This is a genomic window from Halomonas sp. DP8Y7-3, from assembly GCF_019801675.1.
In the GTDB taxonomy this organism is placed as follows: domain Bacteria; phylum Pseudomonadota; class Gammaproteobacteria; order Pseudomonadales; family Halomonadaceae; genus Halomonas; species Halomonas litopenaei_A.
In genome coordinates, this window is sequence record NZ_JAHVIO010000008.1 from 1 (window position 1) to 23,026 (window position 23,026).

A 23,026-nucleotide genomic window follows, 5' to 3' on the forward strand; every position below is an offset into this window, starting at 1 on the left:
ATAGCGCCCCTGGGCCTCGGGGGCGCGCACGAACAGGCCATAGTCACCTTCCGGCAGCCGGAAGGACGGCGTCTGCGCGATATCGACCCGCAGGAAGGGCGCGTCGTCGAAGACCCAGACGCCGCCTCCCGCGTCAAAGCCAGCGCCCACGCTGGCGTCCAGTGCACCGTCAAGACCCCCGCCAGCGGTGTTGGGCGTTGCGCCGATATCCGCCAGCGACGCATCGCGGCTGGCACCACTGCGGTCCACTCGCGATGGCGCGTTCAGTCCCTGGGCACTGGCCTGGTCGGCATCACGGCCCAGGGTCATGGACAGCGTGGAAACCGGCCCCTGGGTCGCCGCATCGCCAAGGCGCCCCTGCAACTGGGCCAGGGTATGTTCCTGGATATCGCCGTTGTGGAGTTGCTCGGTGGCGGTAATGGAGACACGGCCACCGGCGGAAATCACGGCGGGAGCACCACCGGGGAGAATGGTGCGGGTTTCCACCTCGCTGACCTTGACCACTTCATCAGTGAGAAAAGGAAGAGGAAGAAGCGTGTTGCTACTATCAAATCCACTCGTTGTATTCCAGCTATCGAATCGAGAGTTGGATTCATCAATGAACAATCGATAGAAACGTCCACCGCTGCCGCTATAGCCCATGCAGCGATTAAAGTTTTCTCTCTTTGTACAGGCTAGTGCGTCTTCGTCCGTTGCCAACACGGTGGTTTTTTCGACCAAGGTGTTGGACCGGCCGGTATTTTCCAAGGTGTCAGTACGAATCACCACATCGCCGTTGGCAGCGATGATACTGGCATCATTCACCAGTTCATCGGTGAGCAACGTTACATTACCCCCAGCCACTATTTCGGCAGCAGCGGACTCCAGGCTGACACTATTTTCGAAGCGCTCAACGAGCTGGTATTCACCGAAATGATCGATAGTGCCCAGTAGCGTGATGGTTTCTGTCGCTCCGCTCCCATCATGGCCGTCGTGGTCCACCGTTTTGCGATACATACGAACTTCGTACTGAGTGCCCGAAACTTCACGACCTACCAGCTGTTGCTCTGTAGAAAACGCATCAACGGTATTTGTGACATTGCTCACCGCGACCGTCATATCCCCCTCGGCTTCGATGGTCCCGGAGCGGTTTTCCAGCCGGTCCGCCTTGGCCAAGGCGCTGTTGCGTGCCAGGGTCAGGTCGCCCCGGCTATAGATGTCCCCATAGCGGTTAAACAGCTGCTGCGTATGCAGCGTCATGTCGCCACCGGCGAACAGCAGGGTATCGGGGGCATTGGTGATGCTGGCGCTATCAAGGCGCAGGCCGCCCAGGCTGCCTAGGGTGCCCTGGTTATCGAGCGAGGCCGCGCTCAGGGTCATGTCGCCCTGGCTGGTCAGGCGTCCCAGGTTGGTCACATCACCGCTCAAGCGGAAGGAAGCGTCGCCGGCACTGGCGATGCGCCCGCCGTCTTGGGTTAGGCCGGTGGCGGTCACCGCCAGGCGGCCCTGGCTCGACAGCTGCCCGGCATTGTTCAGCGCGCCGTCCAGCGTCAGGGTCAGGCTGTCGTTGGCCGCCACCAGACCGGCATTGACCAGCCCCGCCGCCCGCAGGCTCAAGGCCATGGCGCTGGACAGCCGTTCGTTGCTGCCGACGCTCAGCGCGGCCTCACTGGCGAGGACCAGCGGACCATTGGCCTGCCACTGCCCTACCCCCTCGACACGGCCAAGCTCGGCGCTGACGCCACCGGTTCCCTGAAGACGGCCGTTGAGGTTGGCCAACTGCTCGGCCACCAGCTGCACCACCCCGTCACCATCATGGCGTAGCGTTCCATCGCGGTTGTCGATATCCGCAGCGTTCACACGGGCGTCGCGGCTCCCCAGCTCGATCACGCCGCCACGGTTGTCCAGGCGCTGACGCGCGCTGAGGGTCGTCGTCTGGCCAGACAGGCTTCTTAACGTGCCGCCGCCATTGGCCAGGCCATCGACGTCAACGCTCAGCGCGGCACTGGACTCGACCAGACCTTGCTGGTTGTCGAGCATGCCGGTGGTCAGGCTGAGGCCACGACCGGCCAGCTGACCGCCCAGGTTGGTCAGGGCCGCGCTGTCCACCCCCAGCACGCCATTGGCCAGCATTCGTCCGTCGCCGTTATCCAGCACTCCGCTGAGCTGCACCTCCAGGTCACGCTCAACCGCGGTCAGCGTGCCCTGACGGTTATCGAGGCGCGCCCCGGTCAGGCGGACGCCGTCGCCCTGCAGGCGTCCTGCGCGATTGTCGACGGTGGCGATGTCCAGCGTCAGCTCGCCGCCCTGGGCGGCCAGCAGGCCGGCTTGGTTGTCGAGCCGGTCCGCCGTGATGGCGGCATTGCCCTGCACCGCCGCCAGCTGACCGCTGTGGTTATCAAGGCTCGCGGCGTCCAGGGTGAGCCGGTCGGCGCTGATCGACCCGGCCTGATTGTGGATCGCCCCCTCGGCCGCGACGATGGCGAGCGTGCCATCGGCCACGTCGATCACACCGTCGGCGTTATTAAGCTCAGCGTCCTGACCGGTGAGGGTGATCACCGCGCCGTCGCTCTCGGCCAGAATGGCGCCACCCTGGTTGCCAAGGGTCGTTGCCCTTAGCCCGATCCGGTCCGCCAGCAGCCTGCCCTGGGTGTTGTCGACGCGGGTGGCCGCGACATTCAGCCGAGCGGCCTCCAGCGTGCCCGAGGCGTTGACCAGGTCCTCCTGAACGGTCAGGTCCAGCGTCTCGGCGGCGCTGATCAGCCCTTGCTGCGTGTTATCGACGGTGGTCGCCGCCACGCGGATCCCATCGGCGACGAGCTGGCCCTGACGATTGTCCAGCCGACCGATATCGACGAGAGACAACTGCTGGGCCACCAGCACGCCCTGGCGGTTATCCACCTGGGTGGCGTCGCTCAACTGCAGCTGTCCGTCGGTGACCTGCAGCCGTCCTCCCTGGTTGTCGAGCGCGCCGTTCAGCGCCAGACCCAGCGCCTGCGTGGCACTGATCAGCCCCCCGGCGTTATAAAGTTCCGCCAAGGTCAGCACCAGCGACTGCCCCAGTACCCGCCCCTGGGTGTTGGACAGCGACCCGGCCGTCAGGCGCAGGTCATCGGCCAGCAGCAGGCCGCCGTCGCGATTGTCGATGCCCTGGTCCAGGCCCAGGTCCAGCTGGCCGGCACTCAGGGTGCCACCACGATTGTCCAAACGCCGTGCCGCGACCTGCAGCTCGCCCTGGTCGGCGTCGAGGACCCCGCCCTGGTTGTCGAGGGCGTCATCGATGGCCAGCGTCAGGTAGGAGGCGGTCAGGCGACCGTCCTGACGATTGTCCAGGCTCCCTGCATCCAGGCGCAGCTCGTCGCCGACCAGCTGCCCCTGACGATTGTCGATGGCGCCTTGCGAGGCCACGCTGAGCCGCCTGGCGACCAGGGTGCCTTGCTGATTGTCGAGGCTGCCCAGGCGCGCCTCGAGGCCTCCCTCGACCACCTGAATCTGGCCCTGACGATTGGCCAGCGCCTGGGTCACCGTCAGCGCCAGAGCATCGTCGGCACTGATCATGCCCCGGGCGTTGTCCAGGGTCTGACTGTCGATCCGCACATCGCCTGCCAGCAGCGCGCCATCACGGTTATCGAACTGCCCTGTGGTGAGCACGACCCGCTCGGCGCCCAAGGTGCCGCCGTCGCGGTTGGCCAGGTGACCGCTCAGGGTGGCCGTCAGGTCGCCGTCGGCCACCACCTGGCCCCCTGGGTTATCGAGATGCCGGGCGACGATGGCAAGTTGCCCGGCACTGATGCGACCGTCCGCGTTATTGAAGCTTTCGCTCAGACTCACGTTCAGGGCGCCGGCGGCGTCGACCTCGCCTCCCCGATTGTCGAGGTCCTGGGCGCTGAGGCTAAGCTGGCGGGCACTGAGCCGCCCACCGTCCTGGTTGCCCACGACACCGCTCACGCTGGCCGTCAGCGCCTCTCGGGCAACGGCCTTGCCGCCCTGGTTGTCGAGTTCCGCCGCGGTCAACGTCAGCGAGCCCTGACGGGCCTGCAACGTGCCCCCGGTATTGATGACCTCCCCGTCGCTGGTCAGCGCCAGCGCATCGGTCTCGGCGCTGATCAGACCACTGCGGTTATCGACCCAGGCCGCGCTCAAGGCGATGTCCTTGGCCGCCAGCTGACCCTCGGCATTGTTCCATTGACCGATGTCACCGCTGAGCGAGCCGTCCAGGACAACGCGCCCGCCCTGGTTGTCGAAACGCTCCAGGTCGAGTCGCAGGTCCTGCCCCGGGGCGAACACCAGCGAGCCGCCCAGGTTGGCCAGGCGTCGCGTCTCGAGCTCAAGGGAACTACCGGCGGACAGGGTCGCCTGGTCGCCACGGTTGACCAGGTCCGGGGCCGACAGCGACAGCCGCTCGGCGTAGAGCGTGCCCTGATTGTCGATGCGTGTGGCGCTCAGGCTGGCGTGATCGGCCTGAACACGCCCCTGCTGGTCGATGACATCCGCCGTCAGCGCGACACGCTGTCCCTCCACCAGCCCCTGGTTAGTGAGCTGGGTGGCGTTCAGGGACACCCTGTCCGCCAGGATCTCTCCGCCATTGTCCAAACTCTGGCGCGACGTCAGCGCCAGCTCGCTTGCCAGCATCTGGCCGCGGTTGTGGGTCACGCCGGTGGTCGCGGCCAGACGGTCACTGGCGTCGAGTCGGCCACGGTTGTCCAGGGTGGCGGCGGTGATCGCAAGCTCAGCCCCGGCGCGTCGCTGTCCGCCACGGACGCCGGCCACTACATCACCGGTGGTGGTCAGGCGCTGCGCTGAGAGCGCGATATCCCCGCCGCTGGTCAGCCGGCCAGAGATGTCCAGGGCATTGTCGGCCTGAATGTCGGCCCCTTGGTCGGCATGCACGTCACCCCCGAAGCTAGCGTCACTGGACTGGGTGATCAGGCGCGCAGAGGTCGAGGCGTCGGCAAGCCTCAGCTGGCCATCGGCGGTGATGCGAATGTCGCCGGCACTGGCGGCCATGTCACCGGCCAGGCGCACGCCGACCCCGGCGTCGGTACCGACCAGGCGAATGCGCTCGGCGTACATGCCGCCGAGCGCCGAGGAATCGATGGCCAGGGCCGGACGGGACCCTGTGCCACTGCGAGGCGTGGCGTTCAGGCTCGTGGCATCGATATCGTTGGCGCCCGCGACGATCGTCAGGTCCTGGGCGTGCAGCTCGGCGTTGAGCGCTGCGGCCCGGGTAAGGATCTCGAACTGATCCACCTCACGGGCGTCCAGCCCCAGCCCCTCGATGGCGACCTGCCCCTGGTCCACCGCGTAGTGGTCCAGCCGGCCGTCCTCGATCACCGGCGCACCGGTGGTCAGGGTGACCCGGGGGCTGTTGATGAAACCGCAGCCATCGCAGGAGATGCCGTAGGGGTTGGCCACCACCACCTTGGCGGCCTGACCGGCCACTTCGGTGTAGCCCGCCAGTCGGCTCGGATTGCCGCCGTTGACCTCATTGAGGATGACCTGGGCCGCCTGGCCGCGCAGATTGGCGTTGCCGACCACGATGCCGCCAAGCTGGGTCGACTGGGTCTTGCCGGTAGCGTTGTTGAGGATGAGCCCGCGGGCGTCCACGTTGTAGTCGCGAAAGCGGTTGTGGGAGAGCCCCTTGTCGTTGGGGGTGGCGATGTTGACCACCGGCACGCCGTTGCCCGCCTGATCGAGCCGGGTGTTTCCCCCCGGTGCCACTACGATGCCGTCTGCCAGCACCACCACGGGATGCCAGAACAGGGCGTTGATCATGACGATGGCCAGATGGCGAAACAGCGGACGGCGTGAGTTCATTAAACGTCCCTCCTGGAGGGCATGGCACGTATCTGGCGCGGCCACTAGAAGCGCGCCTGAACGATGAAATAGACGGGACTTTCGCGATGATCGATGGCATCGGCCTGGATGACGCCCGCCTCATAGGCAAGGATGTCATCACGCCGGTCGACCAGAGCACTACCGGAGGGGGGACGTAAAACGTCGTCTTCATCCAAGACATTTTGGCAACGGTTTATCCCGGCATTTACACTCAATGATCAAACGCTATAGCCATAATGTCTCTGGCATGTCGCCGATAAAAATTCGCTGTACCACTGCCTGACTACCATGTATTTTTGAAATAATATTACTCATACCTAAACTTAACTCTACTTGTTACTTTGCCACTTCATACGGCGTAGCAATGGCTACCGCAAGACCTCACTCAACGGCCGTGATGCCTGGATATGGTGACTCTGCTCAACGTTTCCAGACATATATTTATCGCAACCTGGTGTCGCACCGGCTGGCTGACAAGACATGCTGAGTAGACTCGATATTATCGAGATACTACCCCAAGAAAAGGAAGTGAAAAAATGCAGCAGAAATGAATGTCGTAGCGGAAAAGCACAACGATAGGAGAATTGACATAGGAAGGGTGAAGAAAGGAAAGCAGTTAGGAAAAAGAGGTCATTCAACCACATCTTGAATTGTCCAATATTTCCTACAAAGAAAACTCTTATTTCCTAACCTCACCTGATAGGCAGATAGCAAGTGTAGACAGAAAGGGCTGATAGGAAGGGCTGATAAAAAGTGGGGATAGAAAGTGCCGACAGAAAGCGGGAAAAATGAGCAAAAAATCACCACGCCCTGTTTTACGACACGCTCATATGACCCAACCACGACACAGCCACACCCTTCGAAAGGGGGTGATGCAACACGCCCAGCCCTGGCTGTGCCAGCCAGCTTCTGCCCGCCTCGGCATAAAGTATTAGCCCTGACGCATCACAAATGCTATACAAGGGGCGCTCGCTGTATAGTTCTTAAGTCACTGATACTGCAGGCGTTGTAGCCATGGTCGGGAACCTCCTAGATCGGCCGGGCCCTCAGCGCCGCGGAGGGTGAGTGAGCACCGCAGGGAACAGGCGTGTGAAGGCACTACGCCGGAAGGAAACCAACCAGGACGAGACATGAACTACCGATTGATGTTCCAACTCACAGACTCCCTCAACACAAAGTCTCTCGAACCCCTGACGCTGAAACCGTCACCGCTGGACATGCCCGAACATCAGATCGACACCTTGCTGGAAGTACCCGGCACAGACGAGCTGCTTGAACTGCCCTTCACCGCGGAAGAAGAAGGAAAGACAAGCCTGGTCTTCGTCCAGGGTCGTGTTGTATCGACCAAGAAGACCTACACCATCTCTGACGGTGGCGAGAGCGCCAGGTGCCTCGTCACCTGCTTTATCGAACCTAACCGCGTGGTAAAGCAAGGCACTGGCGAGCTCATCCTCGAGCCCACCGTCGACAACATCGAAGAGCTCATCTAAGCGTTACCGCTTGCTCTCCGAGCCACCGGGACGACTCGACCTGTCTTGAGCCCCGGGAACCCCTGAGAGGCCCTGGGGCACAAGGACCGGGGCACAGGAAACGAGGCAAAGAACTCGACCTGCGGAACTCGGAGCACGCAGCAAAGCCCCACTAAAGTGGCCTACCGAAGCGGAAGCTCAGTCCGGTCGCGACTGCGCTTCCTGCTCGCGCTTCCTACTCGCACGACCAGAACCGGTCCTGCTGTTTCGTGGCAGCGGGCCACCCGCCAACGCCGCTGGCCCGGAACCGCTGAGTCCCGTCACGCTGTCTCCAGGCCATGACGCAGGAAGTCCTCTTGCCTGGTGATTGATCGTGACGCCAGCTCTGGCATTATCGACCCCAGGCAAGCGGGCAAACAGCCCCAAGCCATTGCCCCTGGGCAACCTGACGCAGTCCTTCGCTGTTCACGTCACGGATGACGTGAAGACACCGCACAAGGAGCCATGATTCATGCTAGGTGCACTCTCCGACTTCCCCGAATACCAATACACCGATCACGTCCACGACTTCGAAGTGAAGGACGTGAGCCGCCCACACCGGCCTGCGCATGCGGTCATGTGCTACTCTGCCGGCACCTTGTTCAAGGTCATTATCGTCGGCGGCGAGGTGGGAAATGCCTTGAACCTATGCCGCGGGCTAGGCGCACAGCGTAAAACCATGCAAGGCCAGCGCTTTACCCGCTGGATCGAATCGCACTTTCCTCTCGAGGTGTGTCATACCAATCATCGAGAGATACAGCGTGCCTTCCCACCACCTCCAAAAGAGACCGACTAGCGCGGGTGCGAGCATTCTGTGCACGATGGCTGCGGTGCATGACGACTAGGGTGCACAAGGTGCCCCTAGACATGGCAGGAGAATTCTTCAGCCCATATGGATATGACGAGGCGTAAATGCAGGACAAGGCTCCGTCGGTGGTTATCACCGCACTAAAGAAGCTCGCGCAAGGCATCGCTCTCTGCTGGTTCCCCATGCTTCTGCTGTTTCTCTTTGTCAAAAACGACTTTTCCTTCAAGGTACTGGCCTACGGCCTGGCCATTCCCCTCGTAGTCTATCTGGTCGCCGCCCTATGCATCTGGCTCTTCTTCAGCGAACGCCAGCGTCGACGTGACCCGAAGTAGCCGACGATCTGTCGCAGCGTGACTGCCCGCAGATGATCCTTGGCGCTGCATCTATTAGGCTATGCCGAGACAGTCACGACGCAGGCCTTCGCCACAGGCCTTCCCGCGCCGCAAAGAGAGCAAGCCATGACCGATACAGCCGCCTCCGGGATGATTGTCCTGCAGGGCAACCGCATGGAAGACCTGCGCGATCTGACGCTGAAATGGCTCGGTCGCCGTCCCCTCCATCCGCTCGCACGTACACTTTTCCTGGTGCAGAGCAACGGCATTGCACAATGGCTCAAGACCTCTATCGCCGAGCGTCAGGGCGCTCCCGGCTACGGTATCTGTCTGGGAACTGATGTGGCGCTGCCGGCGCGGCTACAGTGGCAGGCCTATCGTGCGGTCATCGAGGATGTCGAAGGACCAGGTACGGTGCCCACGACGTCGCCCTTCGACAAGAGCCGACTGCGCTGGCGTCTGATGGAGCTGTTACCAAAGGCGTTGATGGATCCGCTGTTCGCCCCTCTGGAACGCTATCTGCGCGACGATGATGAGCGCCGCAAGCACTACCAGCTGGCGGAACGCCTGGCCGACCTGTTCGACCAGTATCAGGTGTACCGGGCAGACTGGCTGAGCGCCTGGGAAAAGGGTGACGATAGCCTGATTCTGCCCGGCAATCGTCGCATACCGGTACCAGAAGAGCAGCTCTGGCAACCCGCCCTGTGGCGCATGATCGGCGACTCCCTGGAGGACGGCCTGCGTCACACCCATCGCGGCGCCATTCATCAGCGTTTCAAGGCCGCCGCAGAGACCCTGCAGCAGCGTCCCGACGAGCTGCCGCCGCGTATCGTGGTGTTCGGCATCTCGTCCCTGCCACAGCAGACTCTTGAAGTTCTCGCGTCTCTCTCCGGGGTCTGCGAGGTGGTGCTGTGCCTGCTCAATCCCTGCCAGTTCTACTGGGGCGAGATCATCGAGACCCAGGAAGTGCTGCGTCGCCATGTGCGTCAGCGCCGGCGCGAAGGCATGCCCGCCGATCTGCATCAGTCGCTGGAACACCTGCACCTGCACGCCCACCCATTGCTGGCGGCCTGGGGCAAGCAGGGCCGCGACTACCTGCAGCTGCTGAGCGAACATGACCATACCGATGTCGAGGCCATGAGCGCCCTGCTCGATGGCGCCGTCGACCTGTTTCTCGAACCGCCTACCGAGCACCTACTGGGCCAGTTGCAGGACGACATCCTCAACCTGCGGCCACTGTCCGAGACCCAGCAGACATGGCCGGCACTGGATCCTGAGCAAGATGGCTCGATCCGCTTTCACATCTGCCACAGCCCCCAGCGCGAGCTCGAAGTCCTGCACGATCAGCTGCTGGCAAGCTTTGCCGCAGACCCGACGCTAGAGCCCCGTGACATCATGGTCATGGTGCCGGACATCAACGACTACGCCCCTTACATCGACGCCGTCTTTGGGCAATTCGCCCCGGGCGAATGTCGTCATCTGCCCTACCATGTCGCCGACCAGCAGCAGCGTCACCGGGAGCCCTTGCTGGTCGCCCTGGAAACGCTGCTGTCGCTTCCGCGCATGCGTTTCCGTGCCAGCGAGATTCTCGACCTGCTCGATATCCCAGCGGTGCGCGAGCGCTTTGGCCTGGGTGAAGGCGACCTGCCCACCCTGCAGCGCTGGATCCGCGAGGCCAACGTGCGCTGGGGCCTGGACGCCGCCCAGCGGGCTGAACTGGGACTGCCGGAGCACGACGAACTGCATACCTGGCGTTTTGGTCTTGAGCGCATGCTGATGGGCTACGCCGTCGGCGAGGCCGAGGACAGTGGCGACGACTGGCTCGAGGTGGTGCCCTACGACGAGGTGGCCGGCCTAGACGCGGCGCTGGTCGGCCCCCTGTACCGGCTGATCATGACCCTGAGTGAGCTGCGCCAGTTGCTGTCCGCACCCCGTCCGGCGGCGGACTGGGACCGCGTGCTATCGACCATGCTCGAACGCACCCTAACCCCCAGCACCAGCGCGGAGCAGACCCTAATGGGTCGCATCCAGGCCTCCCTCGAGACCTGGCAGGAAGAGATCACTTCGGCAGCGGTGACCACCGACCTACCCCTGGCCGTGGTGCGCGAAAGCTGGCTATCGCGTATCGATGACCCGCAGTTGTCCCAGAGCTTCATGATGGGTCGCATCACCTTCGCCACCCTGATGCCGATGCGTGCCATTCCGTTCCGGCAGGTGGTGCTGCTGGGAATGAATGACGGCGCCTACCCGCGCCAGGCCACCGCCATGGACTTCGACCTGATGGCCATGCGCGGTCACTATCGCGCCGGAGATCGCTCGCGCCGAGACGATGACCGCTACCTGTTTCTGGAAGCCCTGTTGTCCGCACGGGAGCGCCTGACCATCAGCTGGTGCGGTCGCAGCCCACAGGACAACGGTGAAAAGCCCCCTAGCGTGCTGGTGGGCCAGTTGCGCGACCACCTGGCCAAAGGCTGGCGCCTTCCTGGTCAGCCGCCTCACGCCCAGCGCAGCCTGGCTGACGATGCCAAGATGGCCGACGCCCTGCTCGAAGCGCTGACGGCCCAGCACCCGTTGCAGCCCTTTGGCGCCGCCTACTTCCAGGCGGATTCCCGGCTGTTCACCTACGCCGACGAGTGGCAGGACTTGCACGCCGCCTCTGGCAGCACCATGGACACTGCCGCTGGGACCGCTACTGGCGCGACCGCTGACTCGCCGGGGACGGCAGTCGACTCGACGGACCCCCACGGGCCGCATGGAGCAGATTCCGCGACCAACGGCCTGGGCCCATGGCAACCGGAAGGCCCCCTTCAGCTGTCGCACCTGGCCGGGCTGTTGCGTGACCCGGTCGAAGCGCTGTTTCAGCAGCGCCTGTCCACCAGCATGCGCGATGACAACGTGCTGAATGACGACGACGAGCCCTTTGGCTTTGCGGGTTTGGCCGCCTGGCAGCAGCGCGAAGCCCTGGTCCAGCCCATTGGTCAGCAATTGGCGCACCGGCCAGACGACGCCGCCTCACTGAGCGAGTTGATCGACCGCCAGGTCCTGCGCCAGCAGCGCGCCGGACACTATCCACCGGCCCCGGTGGGCCCGGTCATTCGACAGCGCCTGCTGGAGCGGATTCCCGCTGCCCTGGAGGCCTATCGGGCGCTGCTCGCCCGCTATCCCCATGCCCTGGAGATCGCCCCACGGGTCAGCCACGACAGCGGGCTTACGCTGGAGGCAAGCCGACTGGCCGCTGATGACGACACGCAGGCGCTCACCCTGCGGCTGGAAGACACCCTGACCCAGCTGCACGCCGACCGGCCCCTCTCACTGGGCGAAAAACTGGGCGAAAAACTGGGAGAGAAACTGGGAGAAAAGGCCAGCGCAGATGCCTCTGCCGAAGTGGCCCGCATCGTGCTGTTGACCAGTCAGATCCACCAGGGCGAGCACTTCAACTGGCGCCAGATCCTGCGCCACTGGCCTGCTCACCTGGCGCTGCAAACCCTTTATCCGGGCGCCGTCACTCACCTGGTATCGCCCAGCGGCCAGCTCACCATACCGGGCATGACCCGACCCCAGGCCGAACAGCGGCTGAACCGGTTGATGGAGCGGTGGCAGCATGCCATGCAGCGCGTCACCCCGACCTATCCCGATATCGCCTTCAACGCCCTTGAGGCCTATCCCGCGGCGGATGACCCTGACTGGCCACCACCTGACCTGGCGTCCGATCCCAAGCTTCGCACCTCATGGGAAGACCGCTGGGAACGCCTGGCCGAACGCAGCCCGTTGATGCTGCGGGAGTTCCCTACCCTGGAAGCACTGATCACCGCCCCAGACTTTGCCGACGCCACCCGGGAGCTGTATGCCGACCTGCACACCTGGATCAGCCGCGCGCGTCAGTCCCCCCTTGCGGTTGCCCCTGCAACGCAAGGCAACCGTCACTCCGCCAAGGGGGCCAAAGCATGAGCTCAGCCAAGACCACCGCTGACGGCCCCCTGGTGTCAGACGCACATCAGACGCCGTCAAACAAGGCGCTACCGCTGGCCCTGCCACTGACCGGCTGCCAGTTGATCGAGGCCAGTGCCGGGACCGGCAAGACCTTTACCATCGCCCTGCTCTACGTGCGCCTGGTATTGGGCCATGGCCAGCCGGGGCGCAGCGACTGTCGCGCGGACAACGGCTTTTCACAGCCGCTGGTGCCCCCCGACATCCTTGTGGTGACCTTCACCGAAGCCGCCAGCCAGGAGCTGCGAGAGCGCATCCGGGCGCGCTTGGTACAGGCCGCCGAAGCCTTTCGCGCCGACCCTGCTCACGACGATGACCTGGCCGGCCGCGACCCGCTATTGGCCGAGCTGCGCAATGACTTCGCCCCGGAAGCCTGGCCGATCTGCGCCCGCCGCCTGATACTGGCCGCCGAATGGATGGATGATGCCGCCATCTCCACCATTCACAGCTGGTGTCAGCGGATGCTGAAGGAACACGCCTTCGACAGCGGCAAGCTGTTTCGTCAGGAGGTCATTCAGGACATGAGTGAGCTGACCCAGGAGGCCGTCAACGATTACTGGCGCACCCGGGTCTACCCCCTCAGCGAGCCGCTGGCGGCTTCGGTGGTTGAGCTTTTCTCATCGCCTCAGGAGTTGTATAGCAACGTCCGCAACCTGCTCGCCCGGGATGACGCCGCGCTGATGTTCTGCGGCGAGCCGCTGGTCAGCACCGACCTGACCGCTACCCTGACCACCTTCAGTGACCATCGCGCCAAGGCCGACAGCCTGGAAGCGCAGGCGCGCCAGCGCTACCTGGACGAAGCTCAGGAGGTGCGTAACGCTCTGCAAGCGCTGCGCCCAAGCCTCAACGGCAACAGCTTTCGCGGCAAGGACAACGACGAGACCTTTGCCGGCTGGCTGGAAGAGCTCGACCACTGGGCCCAGGGCGGCATCGCCACCGGCGACACGAAGTTCGTGCAGAAGCTGGCACGCTCCCGCCTGAAGGTGAAGAAAGGCGTAGAGGTCCCGGACATCGCCCTTTTTGATGCCCTGGAGGAGTGGGGCACCTATCAGCAGCACGCCGATGACCTCAAGCGTGAGCTGCTCCCCCAGTTTCTTGCCGATGCCAGCCGCTGGATCAGCCAGCGCCTGCGCGAGCAGCTTGAGGCGAGCGCCCTGATGGGCTTCAACGACATGATTACCGGGCTTGCCGAGGCCCTCGACGGCGAAGGCGGAGACGCCTTGGCGCGGCGGATTCGCCAGCAATTCCCGGTGGCGATGATCGACGAATTTCAGGATACCGATCCGGCCCAGTACCACATCTTCGAATGCATCTACCGCATCGACCAGGCGAACGCGAAGGCGACCGAGGACGCCAGCATCGACGCCGCTGACGACCCTAGTGCGCTGGTCCTGATCGGGGACCCCAAGCAGGCGATCTACGGCTTTCGCGGTGGCGACATCTATACCTACCTGGCGGCCCGCCAGGCCACCCTGGGTCATCACCACAGCCTGGACACCAACTTCCGCTCAAGTCATGCCGCCGTCGACTCGGTGAACCAGCTGTTCGCCTTCGCCGAGCAGCACCATGAGCGGGGGGCCTTTCGCTTTGCCGATGCTACCGGGCAGGCCACCAACCCGCTGCCCTTTGTCACGGTCAAGGCCAATGGCCGCAAGGAAACCCTGATGCTGGATGGCCAGCCCGCCACGGCCCTGACCGGCTGGCTGGTCAGCGATGACGACAGCGACAGCGGCTGCCTGAACAAGGAACGCTATCTGCGCGAGGCCGCCCATCACTGCGCCAACCGCATCGCCGAATGGCTCAACCAGTCCCATCCTGAGGGTGGTGAGCCCCGCGCCGGCTTCGCCCGCCCGGGCGACGACCGCCTGACGCCCTTGAACGCCAGCGACATTGCCATTCTGGTGCGTGACCGGGTCGAGGCCACCGCCATTCGCCGGGCGCTCAGCCAGCGCGGCCTTGCCAGCGTCTACCTGTCCGACCGGGACAGCGTCTTCGCCACCGCAGAAGCCCGTGACATGCTCTACTGGCTAAAGGCCATCGCCCACCCCGAGTCCGTGTCCACCCTGCGCACCGCCCTGGCCACCGCCACCCTGGGGCTCAGTCTGGCGGAGCTGGATCACCTGCAGCGCGACGAAAGCGCCTGGGAGCGCGTTCAAGAGCGCTTCATGGCCTACCGCCAGCGCTGGCAGCGGCGCGGCGTTCTGCCGGCACTGCGCAAGCTGATGCACGACTATCGCATCCCTGCCCGCCTGCTGAATGCCGACCAGGGCCAGCGGCGACTGACCAACCTGCTGCACCTGGCAGAGTGGGCCCAGCAGGCCAGTGATACCCTGGATGGCGACCACGCCTTGATCCGCCTGCTGTCGGAGCATGTGCAGGAGCCCGCCGACGACGAGCAGATTCTGCGCCTGGAAAGCGATGCCGAGCTCATTCAGGTGGTCACCATCTTCAAGTCCAAGGGTCTGGAGTATCCGGTGGTATGCCTGCCCTTCCTGTGCACCTACAAGGAAGTCAGCGGCAAGACCGGGACTCCGCTCTACCACCTTGACGACCGCCCGGTGCTGGAACTGGCGCCCAAGAAGGAGATGGCCAAGGAAGGCTTCGAGCTGGCCGATGATGAACGGCTGTCCGAGGAAGTCCGACTTATCTATGTGGCCCTGACCCGTGCCCGTCACGCCAGCTTTATCGGCCTCGCGCCCCTCAAGTACGGCAATGGCAAGGCCGCGACCCTGCACAAGTCGGCCCTTGGTCACCTGCTGGCCGGTGGCGCGAATATTCCGGACGAACAGAGCCTGCGTGCCTGCTGGCAACAGATGCAGGGGGACAGTGGCGACGTCCTGCTGGAGACCGCCCCTTCAAGCGTGGCTTCTCCCATCATCAACGTCGTGCCCCGGCAGTCGACGCGAGCCCACAAGCCGGCGCTTTCCGCCGCCCACCAGGCCTTTGCACCCTGGTGGATTGCCAGCTATTCGGCACTGGCCCAGAAGGGCGCCACGGCACCAGAAACACCTGCCGCCGAAGTGCTGGAAGAAGAAGACAGCGACCAGCGTCAGGCAGTAAGTCGCGCCGACACCCGCCAGCCCGAGCCCGGTAGCCTGCATGCCTTTCCCCGTGGGCCAGGGCCCGGCACCTTCCTCCACGGCGTGCTGGAAGCCATGGCCGAACATGGTTTTGCCGCCGCCGTGGGCGACACCACGCTGCAGGCGCGCATGGCACAGCGCTGCCGACGGCGAGGCTGGGACGACCACATCGACGCTCTGACCCAAGGCATGCAGCGCTGGCTGACCACCCCCCTGTCGCCTGCGGCCATGGAACCCCCGGGTGCCACCTCGTCCACCGCTGACGTGACGACTGAAGCGACGGCTGAACTCACAGACGGACTGACGCTGTGCGAGCTATCGCGCTACCGGGCGGAACCCGACTTCTGGTTTGCCACCCACAATGCGATTACCCCAGCGATGGACCGACTCGCCCGGGACCATCTTTTCCCTGGCGCCCCACGGCCGCAGCTCGGCTTCCAGCGCCTCAACGGGCTGCTCAAGGGGTTTATCGACCTGCTGGCGGAACACGATGGGCGCTTCTACGTCATCGACTGGAAGTCCAATTGGCTGGGCCCCGACGACGCTGCCTATCACCCCGATGCCATGCGCGACGCCATGCTCGACAAACGCTACGACATGCAGCTCGCCCTTTACCTGGTGGCGTTGCATCGGCACCTGCGCCAGACGCTGCCGGACTATGATTACGAGCAGCACGTGGGCGGCGCCATGCTGGTGTTTCTGCGCGGTATCAATGCCCCCTCACGAGGCGTTGCCGCAATCAAGCCACCGCTGGCCTTCATCGAGGCGCTGGATCGCTGCCTGGCCGGGGAACGCCAAGAGGAGACTCTGGCATGAACGAGACGCCGACCCATGACCGCCCTGGCGCGGATGCCGCCTCAGACAGCCCCAGCGTCAGCGAGGCCCTGGCCGATCCCCAGGCCATGTTGCGCCTGCAGTTCGCCTGGGCCGAACACGACTGGATTCGTGACCTCGACGCCGCCCTGGCCCATCGTCTTGCCGCGCTGGCGCCGGACGCCGACGCCTGCTGCCTGGTCGCCGCGATGCTGGTCAGCCACCAGGCCGGCCAGGGCCATCTGCTGGTGGACCTCGACCAGGCCAGGCGGCACCCTCAGACGCTGATCGCGGTGGAACCCGACGACACCGCCCCAGTCCCACCGGATGAGGTGCTGGCCGCCATTGGCGACGACTGGGCCCAGCGCCTCGGGCAGTGGTCCGCGGTGGGCCGGGGCCCCGGCAGCACGCCGCTGGTACTGGACGGCAACCGCCTGTATCTGCGCCGCTACTGGCGTCACGAGCGCCGGGTCGCCGATGCCATCTCGGATCGGCTGGCAGCGGCCTATCCCGCCCATCCCGGCACGAATCAGACCAGCACGGATCAGACCAGCCTAAGCGAAGAAACAGGCAGCGCCAGCGACGCTGTTCCCCAGGCCAGCCAGCTACGCCCGGTACTGGACAGCCTGTTTCCGCCACAGGCCCCCCGTGCGCAACAGGCAGAGTCCCAGAAACTCGCCTGCGCCCTGGGCGCGCGGACGCCCTTCTCGGTCATCACCGGCGGTCCCGGCACCGGCAAGACCACCACGGTCATTCGCCTGCTGGCCCTGCTGCAGGCCCAGGCCATCGCCACACGAGGCGTGCCGTTGACCATCCGCCTGGCCGCCCCCACCGGCAAGGCCGCCGCTCGCCTGAGTGAATCCATCCGCGACCAGATCGCCGCCCTGGCATCCCTCGACCTGCCCAACGCCGAGCAGGTACGCGAGTCGATCCCCGCCGAGGTCACGACCCTGCACCGTCTGCTCGGGGCGCGCCCGGATACCCGTCACTTCCGGCATCACCGCCTTAATCCCCTGCCGCTGGACATGGTGGCGGTGGATGAGGCCTCGATGGTGGACATCGACATGATGGCGGCACTGCTGGAGGCACTGCCCCCCAGGGCGCGCCTGGTCCTGCTGGGCGACAAGGACCAGCTGGCCTCCGTCGAAGCCGGGGCCGTGCTGGGCAACCTGTGTGCGCGGGCGGAGGAAGGCCACTATCAGCCGGACACCGCCCAGTGGTTGCAGGACGCCACCGGTATCGAGCTACCGCCAGCGCTCTGCCTCCCCCCGGAACAGGCCAGCAGTGGACGCCCGCTGGATCAGTCCATCGCCATGCTGCGTCACTCGTTCCGCTTCGATGACCAGAGCGGCATCGGCCAGCTGGCTCGCGCCATCAATGCGGGAGACAGTCGACGGGCCATGGCGGTACTGGATGCCCCCTCCTTTACTGAGGCCCAGCGCCTGAGTCTACGCCGTAACGATGAACGGGCCCTGATGGCGCTGGTGCTCGACGGCCGTGGCCACGACAACGCCTGGGGCTACCGCTACTACCTTGACGCCATTCGCCCCCGTGAAGCGCGCAGCGACGCAGGACCTGACGCCGCCAGCGGTGGCCGCGAACGCCCAGCGACAGCGGCCGACCGCAGCGAGTGGGACCAGTGGGCAGCAGAGATTCTGAAGGCCCACGCCCAGTTCCAGCTGCTGACACCGCTGCGCAGCGGGCATCATGGGGTCGAGACACTGAACCAGCGCATCGAGCAGGCGCTGGCGCGCCACGGCCTGATCGACAAGCCCGACCTGTATACCCATTGGTACGAAGGCCGCCCGGTGCTGGTCACCGGCAATGACTACGCCTTGAAGCTGATGAACGGGGATATCGGCATCGCCCTGCAAGTACCGGCGGAGTTTGGCAACCCCGAAGCCGGCACCATCTTGCGCGTGGCGTTTCCTGCGGGTGACGGCCAGGGCGGCATTCGCTGGGTGCTGCCCAGTCGTCTGCAGCGGGTCGAAACGGTCTTCGCCATGACGGTGCACAAGTCCCAGGGCTCCGAGTTCGTGCATACCGCGCTGGTGATGCCCGACACCCTCTCGCCTATCCTGACACGAGAGCTGGTCTATACCGCCGTCACGCGAGCCAAGAAGACCTTTACCCTGGCCAGCGCCAACGACCAGGTGCTGGCCCGCGCCATCGAACGCCGGATTCAGCGCCAGAGCCGGCTGTTTCAGTAGGCCAGCAGGTAACCACACAGACACCGCCTCAACCGCCCGCAGCCGGAGAGCCCATGTCGACACAGCGAACCCGCTCACTCATCCTGGAGCGCGCCCACCTGGCGTGGGACCTGGCGATCATCGTCCTGGTGGTGATCAACCTGGGACTGCTGCTGTTCGACAGCCTCTACCTGCTACCGCCCTTGAATGCCGCCTTCGAGGGTATCGCTCCTGGCCTGCATGCCGCCTACGACCGCTACATCCACGCCAATTTCTTTACGATCGACCTGGCCTTCGTCACGGTCTTCCTCTTGGATGTGCTGCTGGGCTGGGCAGTCGCCATCGCCGAGCGTCGCTACCATCGCTGGTTCTTCTACCCCTTTGTGCACTGGTATGACGTGCTTGGTTGTATTCCGCTGGGGGGCTTTCGCCTGCTGCGTGTGCTGCGGATCATCTCGCTGCTGCACCGGCTCCAGCGTCTCGGCCTGATCGATGTGCGCCGCTGGTATGTCTACAGCGTTGTCGCCAAGTACGTCGACATCCTGATGGAAGAGCTGACCGACCGTATCGCCATTCGCCTGCTCGACAATGTCCAGCGTGAACTGACCAGCGGCGAGGGGCTGGCCTCACCCGCCATCGACAAGATCATCACGCCTCGCAAGGAGGCGCTGGTACGGGAAATCAGCCAGCGCCTGGAGAACATGGTGGGCGATATCGCCTACCGTAACCGCTTCGAAACCCTGGCCTACGTGCGCGGACTGGTGGCCCGCACCCTGGCAGAGACCCCAGAACTGCAGCGCCTCAAACGCCTGCCAATGGGTAGCCAGCTGACCCAGGGCCTGGAAACCTCCCTGTCCGACCTCGCCTGCCATATCGTCGATGAAGCCCTTGCCGGCCTGCGCTCCCCGCAGTTCTCGACCCTTGTAGAACATATGGCTGAAAGCGGACTCGACGCCTGGCTGCGCACCGACCCGGAAACCGAACAGATCACCGAACAGGTACTGGTCGATATGCTGGAACTGTTGAAGGAACGCATCGCGATCAAGCGCTGGCAGGAAAGGTATGAGTGAGGGGGCGTAGATGACGGTGCAGCTAGAACGACGCAGGCGCATATGGTGAGCGAGATATGGCCCATAGCCGCTGCCCCCTGTACTGCCTACGTCGTTCTCTGTGAAAATCCCCAACTATATTTGCAAAGATCGTGTGGGCGAAGTTGACGCTAGAGATGATGAAAGCTACCAGTGCTTATCAGTTCTCAGACCGTGTTCGCAGCGAGGCTCCCGAATGACTCAACTCTGGCTACGGCTAGAGGGCGTTACAAAATTCAATCGATTAGAGCTACGGTGCAAGGTCGACTGATATTGCTTTAGAGGGACTGGCATAATAAAAACCGTCAATCACGCCGCCTAAGCGGTGTAATGACCGCTATCGGCCAGAAGCGCACATTCAGCCAGATCAGATATAACATCGACAGCATGGGCGGATACGAAATGGAGGCGAATCCGCAATGTAGTAGACCTCGCCGTGACTGGCATTGTTATACATTCACGATTGCTCGGACTATGCTCTCGAGATCATTTTTTTTAGTTGCGTCAACACCGCCGGAAACATGATTTTTTATGACGTTGATGGGTTTTAAATCAGGTCTATCCGCTGGCTTTGGTATACTCAGGAAATCTTCCAGATCCTCATCAAACTGATGAATTCCCACAGTAAGGTGCGTAGCCGCGTCATTTACTATTTTATTCCATTTCTGATGCTTGCCACGATCATTATCGCCATCAAAGAGAACCGAATGAGGTACTCCGAGCTCCGTCAGCAAATGAATAAACCTGTGTAAGTTGAACTTACCAAGGCAATCCAAGACATACACTCTGGCCTCCCTCAAAAAATCCCACTCATTGTCTGCCAAATAATCCAAATAAACTTTCTCGGATGCACCCTCACAAAGCAGAACATGTCTAGCAAAGAATAGACTCGATCGCTCCGAATCTAACCATAGAAAATACCTTAGCTCCTCATCCGCCATCCTTGCCTGTTGATCGAAAGCGGGATCAGCATCTTCGCCAAACGCTCTCGCGGCAACCAAGTTGTTATCCAAAAGGTCCTGTAGTTTGCTATCCGTTAATTGGTAAATTTCAGTGTGCTCACCAGTTCGGTGTAAACGAACGATTGACAGAATGTCTTTGACCGATTTCCCTACGAATTGCGCAGAGTGCGTAGAGACCAGCACCTGTTGACCTTCGGTATTCGCCAATCCTTTAAGGCTTCTGAAAAGAACGTCTTGTTGAGAAGGGTGAAGGAAAGCCTCCGGCTCCTCGAACAATAACAATGTAAAATCAGGATTGAATTCCTTTTTACTCGGTGGAATAGGATTAGAGTACTGTGCAGACATTTTTATGAGCGTGTAGATTAAATGCCTTTGAAGCCCTTGACCGAACGAACCGATGTCGACTCGCTGCCCATTCAATTTCTGATCTTCTATATGCGGCTTCAACAGGTTTTTGACAAGATCATCGATTTTAATTGGAGTTACTTCAATATCTAATCCGACGCCCCACTGAGAAAGCTCGTTATTTACATCCCCTTTTATTGCTTCTATAGATAGTCCGCTCGATTCTTCTTCTTTAAATCTTTCGTTAAAATCAGAGAATGCCTCATTTAGACTTTCAAAAATTGGGCTCTTGACTATAACTTTCTTCATAACGAGATTGATCAAATCTCTAAAAGGAGAAGGCCCTGTAGTTTTGAGTGTATCTTCAATCTTGCTTACAGCGGGGATGTAAATTATTGAGCCAAGCTTAGAGGACGATATATTTGCGGCACCATAGAAAAGATTTTCAGACAATTTTCCGTTTTCGTAAGCATAGATATTGGACTGTTTTGTTTTAACCTTACCCTCGTCAGATTGGAGATATTTCCGGACTCTCAGAATTCGATCATAAGACCTATAGGCACCTCGCAACCCTTCTTGCTCAATATCTGTTGTCTCAAAATGCAGCTCTACCCATGACTCATTATCACCAGTTGCCACCTTAGGAAAATCCCGAGACGGTTCAAATTTAGCGCCTCCATCTTCATAGAAAACACGCAACGCGCTTAAAAGATTCGTCTTCCCTGAATTATTTTCGCCAACGATCAGTCCATAATTGGAAACTTCAAACTCACCATCCAAAATGGAACGAAAGTTGTGAACGATTGCCTTCCGCAGCTTCATATAAACCTCATGCGATTTTTTTCTGTATAACGCCACGCATAACGGGCCGGTTTGTGGAGCAGCAGCGCAACAAAAAACGGACCAGTTGATGCACTTGTTAGCACTTGGTTAAAAACCGGGGCCATCATTTCTTGGCGTCTTTCTGATGATTGGTTTTGGATCATCCTTTTTAATCCAATGCTCGTAATTATTATTAACGAAAGAATTGTCTAGGTGGGGCTCTAATGTACTTGATAATCCTACTGATGCATTAAGTATAAAGGCTGGCTTTCGGTATGTATCAGCTGATGCTTTAACTTCGGCAACAACTTTCTCCCGAAAGTCCAAATGCAAGCCTAGAAAGTTATCACCCAAAGAAACAACCCAGGGCTCACCATAACAATGCCAATCTCTTCCATAAGTATTGGCAAGTTTCGCTTCAGCTAATTCTTTCACAATTGGCATTGAGACAGATGAGGCAAATGCAGTTTTTTTCTTTACATCTACATCATAAAGCAAAATATTGCTTGCATATGTGTTCTCGCGAATTCTTGAAAGCTGTTCGGTTTTAAGAGAGGAAAATCCTATTGGGAAATCTCCCTCACGGAAAAACTGTCTTTTGGCTTCGTAGAATGCAACACCATCAACATAGCGGTCACTCGTAACCCATACTCTAACTATTACAACAATATCCCCAAACTTGTTCTCAGAGCTCCCTCTGAGCTTGAATCCTTCCCATTTAACTTTCTGGGGCTTGTCGCTCCAGTCAATTTCTAGCCCAATTGATTCAATTGCCTCTAAAATCTTTGTTGTAATGTAATTTTCATTCCAGCCATCAATATGTGTGGTGTTATAGCATTGTGCTAGAGCCACACTAGACTTCATATAAGCATTTTTTATCCATTCTGAATGTTTCATTAATCCTAATACTCGAAATTCATGCCGATGGTAAAGAGCTAACAGGTATTAGACAGCGCGCTCGTTTATTGACTTAAAGAAGCGCGCGTGCTCAACATTCTTATGCTACCAGATCGACCTATTGATTTTTAAGCGTATTTTTGACGTAGCTATATAACACCACTAAACGCGCTCGCTGCCTATCCCGATATGACCGCTTTGAGTCGAAATCAGCCACCTCATACCACTCCTCTACAATCCCACCCCGCATACGTCCGGCTCTCCAATAACCCAATTTCCAGCCAACCTCTACACGTCGAGAGGCAGGTTTTTCAGTACCAACACACCGCCAAAATCAGCACAATCTTTCGAAGACTACTGTGAAACAAACTATGTCGC

Annotated in this window: 11 protein-coding genes; 7 read left to right on the forward strand and 4 right to left on the reverse strand. The window is 61.3% G+C overall.

Annotated elements, in window-relative coordinates:
* Nucleotides 1–5,796, reverse strand: a 5,796-nt coding sequence (locus tag KUV86_RS09180; protein ID WP_222484558.1) for a filamentous hemagglutinin N-terminal domain-containing protein, incomplete at its 3' end; no start/stop codon positions are given.
* A gap of 44 nt (nucleotides 5,797–5,840) precedes the next feature.
* The gene (locus KUV86_RS09185) at nucleotides 5,841–5,993 is read right to left on the reverse strand and encodes a hypothetical protein (RefSeq protein ID WP_222164383.1); all 153 of its coding nucleotides are present in this window, start codon (nucleotides 5,991–5,993) and stop codon (nucleotides 5,841–5,843) included.
* A gap of 954 nt (nucleotides 5,994–6,947) precedes the next feature.
* On the opposite strand from KUV86_RS09185, the gene KUV86_RS09190 reads away from it, so the two are divergent.
* From KUV86_RS09190 to KUV86_RS09220, 7 genes are all read left to right on the forward strand, one after another.
* Complete coding sequence (locus KUV86_RS09190; RefSeq protein ID WP_206938463.1) at nucleotides 6,948–7,307, forward strand: hypothetical protein; 360 nt, start codon at nucleotides 6,948–6,950, stop codon at nucleotides 7,305–7,307.
* A 490-nt stretch (nucleotides 7,308–7,797) separates the two neighbouring features.
* Nucleotides 7,798–8,121, forward strand: coding sequence for a hypothetical protein (locus tag KUV86_RS09195; protein WP_222484561.1), 324 nt, complete (start codon nucleotides 7,798–7,800; stop codon nucleotides 8,119–8,121).
* Nucleotides 8,122–8,237: 116 nt separating this feature from the next.
* Nucleotides 8,238–8,465 (forward strand): hypothetical protein, encoded by a 228-nt coding sequence (locus KUV86_RS09200; protein ID WP_222484563.1) that lies wholly within the window; start codon nucleotides 8,238–8,240, stop codon nucleotides 8,463–8,465.
* A gap of 126 nt (nucleotides 8,466–8,591) precedes the next feature.
* Nucleotides 8,592–12,413 carry an exodeoxyribonuclease V subunit gamma gene (gene recC, locus KUV86_RS09205; RefSeq protein ID WP_222484564.1) on the forward strand — a complete coding sequence of 1,274 codons (3,822 nt, stop codon included), beginning with the start codon at nucleotides 8,592–8,594 and terminating at the stop codon, nucleotides 12,411–12,413.
* Nucleotides 12,410–16,348, forward strand: a complete 3,939-nt coding sequence (gene recB / locus KUV86_RS09210) for an exodeoxyribonuclease V subunit beta (RefSeq protein ID WP_222484565.1) — start codon at nucleotides 12,410–12,412, stop codon at nucleotides 16,346–16,348. The genes recC and recB overlap by 4 nt, the downstream gene beginning before the upstream one ends.
* Entirely contained in the window at nucleotides 16,345–18,555 is a 2,211-nt protein-coding gene (gene recD, locus KUV86_RS09215) for an exodeoxyribonuclease V subunit alpha (protein WP_222484566.1), read from the forward strand. Before recB ends, recD begins: the two co-directional genes overlap by 4 nt.
* Before the next feature lie 53 nt (nucleotides 18,556–18,608).
* A complete protein-coding gene (locus KUV86_RS09220) occupies nucleotides 18,609–19,604 on the forward strand; it encodes an ion transporter (protein ID WP_222484567.1) in 996 nt (331 codons plus the stop codon).
* A 467-nt stretch (nucleotides 19,605–20,071) separates the two neighbouring features.
* On the opposite strand, the gene KUV86_RS09225 is transcribed toward KUV86_RS09220, so the two are convergent.
* Both KUV86_RS09225 and KUV86_RS09230 read right to left on the reverse strand, forming a co-directional pair.
* Nucleotides 20,072–21,751, reverse strand: a complete 1,680-nt coding sequence (locus tag KUV86_RS09225) for an ATP-dependent nuclease (RefSeq protein ID WP_222484568.1) — start codon at nucleotides 21,749–21,751, stop codon at nucleotides 20,072–20,074.
* A 108-nt stretch (nucleotides 21,752–21,859) separates the two neighbouring features.
* A complete protein-coding gene (locus KUV86_RS09230) occupies nucleotides 21,860–22,648 on the reverse strand; it encodes a hypothetical protein (RefSeq protein WP_222484569.1) in 789 nt (262 codons plus the stop codon).
* Nucleotides 22,649–23,026: the final 378 nt, after the last annotated feature.

Coding starts and splice junctions, on each gene's coding strand:
- KUV86_RS09220 (WP_222484567.1), top strand. CDS start 18,609: ATGTCGACACAGCGAACCCGCTCACTCATCCTGGAGCGCGCCCACCTG.
- KUV86_RS09190 (WP_206938463.1), top strand. CDS start 6,948: ATGAACTACCGATTGATGTTCCAACTCACAGACTCCCTCAACACAAAG.
- KUV86_RS09225 (WP_222484568.1), bottom strand. CDS start 21,751: ATGAAGCTGCGGAAGGCAATCGTTCACAACTTTCGTTCCATTTTGGAT.
- recC (WP_222484564.1), top strand. CDS start 8,592: ATGACCGATACAGCCGCCTCCGGGATGATTGTCCTGCAGGGCAACCGC.
- recB (WP_222484565.1), top strand. CDS start 12,410: ATGAGCTCAGCCAAGACCACCGCTGACGGCCCCCTGGTGTCAGACGCA.
- KUV86_RS09200 (WP_222484563.1), top strand. CDS start 8,238: ATGCAGGACAAGGCTCCGTCGGTGGTTATCACCGCACTAAAGAAGCTC.
- recD (WP_222484566.1), top strand. CDS start 16,345: ATGAACGAGACGCCGACCCATGACCGCCCTGGCGCGGATGCCGCCTCA.
- KUV86_RS09195 (WP_222484561.1), top strand. CDS start 7,798: ATGCTAGGTGCACTCTCCGACTTCCCCGAATACCAATACACCGATCAC.
- KUV86_RS09230 (WP_222484569.1), bottom strand. CDS start 22,648: ATGAAACATTCAGAATGGATAAAAAATGCTTATATGAAGTCTAGTGTG.